The sequence below is a fragment of the Micromonospora sp. NPDC005252 genome (genome assembly GCF_042872475.1).
GTDB lineage: Bacteria > Actinomycetota > Actinomycetes > Mycobacteriales > Micromonosporaceae > Micromonospora.
This window is the reverse complement of sequence record NZ_JBIAKN010000009.1, coordinates 1-2,546: the sequence shown is the minus strand read 5'-3', so window position 1 is coordinate 2,546 and position 2,546 is coordinate 1. Positions and strand designations below refer to the sequence as shown.

2 protein-coding genes are annotated in these 2,546 nt (G+C 70.0%); one reads left to right on the top strand and one right to left on the bottom strand.

The genetic code is table 11. The features are described 5' to 3' along the window. Window positions 1–133 precede the first annotated feature (133 nt). Entirely contained in the window at window positions 134–1,918 is a 1,785-nt protein-coding gene (arc, locus tag ACFYPH_RS23240) for a proteasome ATPase (protein WP_266242043.1), read from the bottom strand. Window positions 1,919–2,096: 178 nt separating this feature from the next. On the opposite strand from arc, the gene ACFYPH_RS23235 reads away from it, so the two are divergent. Next, window positions 2,097–2,390: a ferredoxin gene (locus ACFYPH_RS23235; protein ID WP_039908212.1), complete on the top strand. Its 294-nt coding sequence runs from the start codon at window positions 2,097–2,099 to the stop codon at window positions 2,388–2,390. Window positions 2,391–2,546: the final 156 nt, after the last annotated feature.

Here is a 2,546-nt window from a genome sequence, read left to right as displayed (position 1 = left end):
CCCGGGCTTGGCGGGGGGGGGGGCCCCCCCCGCGTCCGGGGTCTGGGGGGGTGGTGGGGGGGGGGCGGCCCGGCCGGGGGGGGGGGGGGGGGGCGGGGCCGGGGGGGCCCCCCGGGCCCCGGTGGTGTCACCGTCAGAGGTACTGGCCGGTGTTGCTGGCGGTCTCGATGGACCGGCCGGCCTCGGCGCCCTTGCCGCCGGAGACGAGCGTGCGGATGTAGACGATCCGCTCGCCCTTCTTGCCGGAGATGCGGGCCCAGTCGTCGGGGTTGGTGGTGTTGGGCAGGTCCTCGTTCTCGCGGAACTCGTCGACACAGGCGTCGAGCAGGTGCTGCAGGCGCAGGCCCTTGCGACCGGAGGTGAGGAACTCCTTGATGGCCATCTTCTTGCTCCGGTCGACGATGTTCTGGATCATCGCGCCGGAGTTGAAGTCCTTGAAGTAGAGGACTTCCTTGTCACCGTTGGCGTAGGTGACTTCGAGGAAGCGGTTCTCCTCGGTTTCGGAGTACATCCGCAGCACCACGGCGTCGATCATCGCGGCGACGGTGGCCTGGGGGTCGGCTCCGTGTTCGGCGAGGTCGTCCGGGTGCAGCGGGAGCCCGGAGAGGATGTACTTGGAGAAGATGTCCTTCGCCGCCTCGGCGTCCGGTCGCTCGATCTTGATTTTCACGTCGAGCCGACCGGGGCGCAGGATCGCCGGGTCGATCATGTCTTCCCGGTTGGAGGCGCCGATGACGATGACGTTCTCCAGGCCCTCCACGCCGTCGATCTCACTGAGCAGCTGCGGGACGATCGTGTTCTCCACGTCGGAGGAGACGCCGGAGCCGCGGGTCCGGAAGATCGAGTCCATCTCGTCGAAGAACACGATCACCGGGGTGCCCTCGCCGGCCTTCTCCCGAGCCCGCTGGAAGATCAGCCGGATGTGCCGCTCGGTCTCGCCGACGTACTTGTTGAGCAGCTCCGGGCCCTTGATGTTGAGGAAGAAGCTGGTGTGCTTCTCCTTGCCCTGGCGCTCGGCGATCTTCTTGGCCAGCGAGTTGGCCACCGCCTTGGCGATCAGCGTCTTGCCGCAGCCGGGCGGGCCGTAGAGCAGGATGCCCTTCGGTGGGCGGAGCTGGTGCTCGCGGAACAGGTCCGCGTGCAGGAACGGCAGCTCCACCGCGTCGCGGATCTGCTCGATCTGCGACTGGAGGCCACCGATGTCGCCGTAGTCGACGTCGGGCACCTCCTCCAGGACCAGCTCCTCGACCTCGCTCTTCGGGATCCGCTCGTACGCGTACGCCGAGCGGGGCTCGATCATGAGCGAGTCGCCGGCCCGGATCGCCGAGCCGATGAGCGTCTCGGCGAGGTGCACGATGCGCTCCTCGTCGGAGTGGGAGACCACCAGCGCCCGGTCGCCCGGCCCGCCGTTCGGTCCCTCCAGGATCTCCTTGAGCATCACGACCTCACCGACCCGCTCGTACCCGAACGCGTCGACGATGTTGAGCGCGTCGTTGAGCAGGACCTCCTGGCCGCGGCGCAGCTCGTCCACGTCCAGTGAGGGCGAGACGGCGACCCGCAGCTTGCGGCCGCCGGTGAAGACGTCCACCGTCCCGTCGTCGTGCTTGGCCAGGAAGACTCCGTAGCCACTCGGCGGCTGCGCGAGCCGGTCGATCTCCTCCTTGAGCGTGACGATCTGCGTGCGAGCCTCCTTGAGGGTGCTCACCAGCCGGTCGTTGTTCTCGGTCAGCCGCGCCAACTGTGCCTGGGTGGCCGCCAGCCGCTCTTCGAGCTGCCGGACGTGTCGGGGGCTTTCGGTCAACTTCCGCCGCACCAGGGCGAGTTCCTCCTGAAGGAACGCGACCTGCGTGGAGAGATCGTGGGCTTCCTTCTCCCACCGTGCGGCGCGCGAGTCCGCGTCGTCGCTGCGTGCTGCCACGTCCCACCTCCCCGGGGGGCTTGAACGTTCTGACCTAACACTAGCCGCTATGAGCCCGATTCGGTCCCACGCAACACCCTCGTCACCGAACCTTGATCGCCAAGGGTGGCCTGGCGGGCCGGTACGGGCGTTCGGGTACCGTCGGAGGCTGGTACGGGAGAACATGGGGGGTGCACCGGTGGCCGAGGTCGCGACCGACCAGTTGCAGGTCTGGGTGGACCAGGATCTCTGCACGGGTGACGGGCTCTGCGTGCAGTACGCGCCGGAGGTGTTCGAGTTCGACATCGACGGCCTGGCGTACGTCAAGGGCGTCGACGGTGAGCTGCGGATGGCGCCGGGCAGCCGGGTGGACGTGCCCGCGCACCTGCGCCTCGAAGTGATCGACTCCGCGAAGGAGTGCCCGGGCGACTGCATCCACGTGGTGCGTGGCGACGGCGTCGAGGTCGCCGGCCCGGACGCCGAGGACGACTGAGCCGGGCGCCGGGGGGGGGGGGGGGGCGGGCCCCGCGCCCCCCCCCCCCCCCCGCCGGGGGGGGGGGGGCCGGGGGGCGGCCCCCCCCCCCCCCCCCCCCCCCAAACCCCCCCCCCCCAGACAAAGGTACAACCGCCGAAACCCCACCCCCCCACG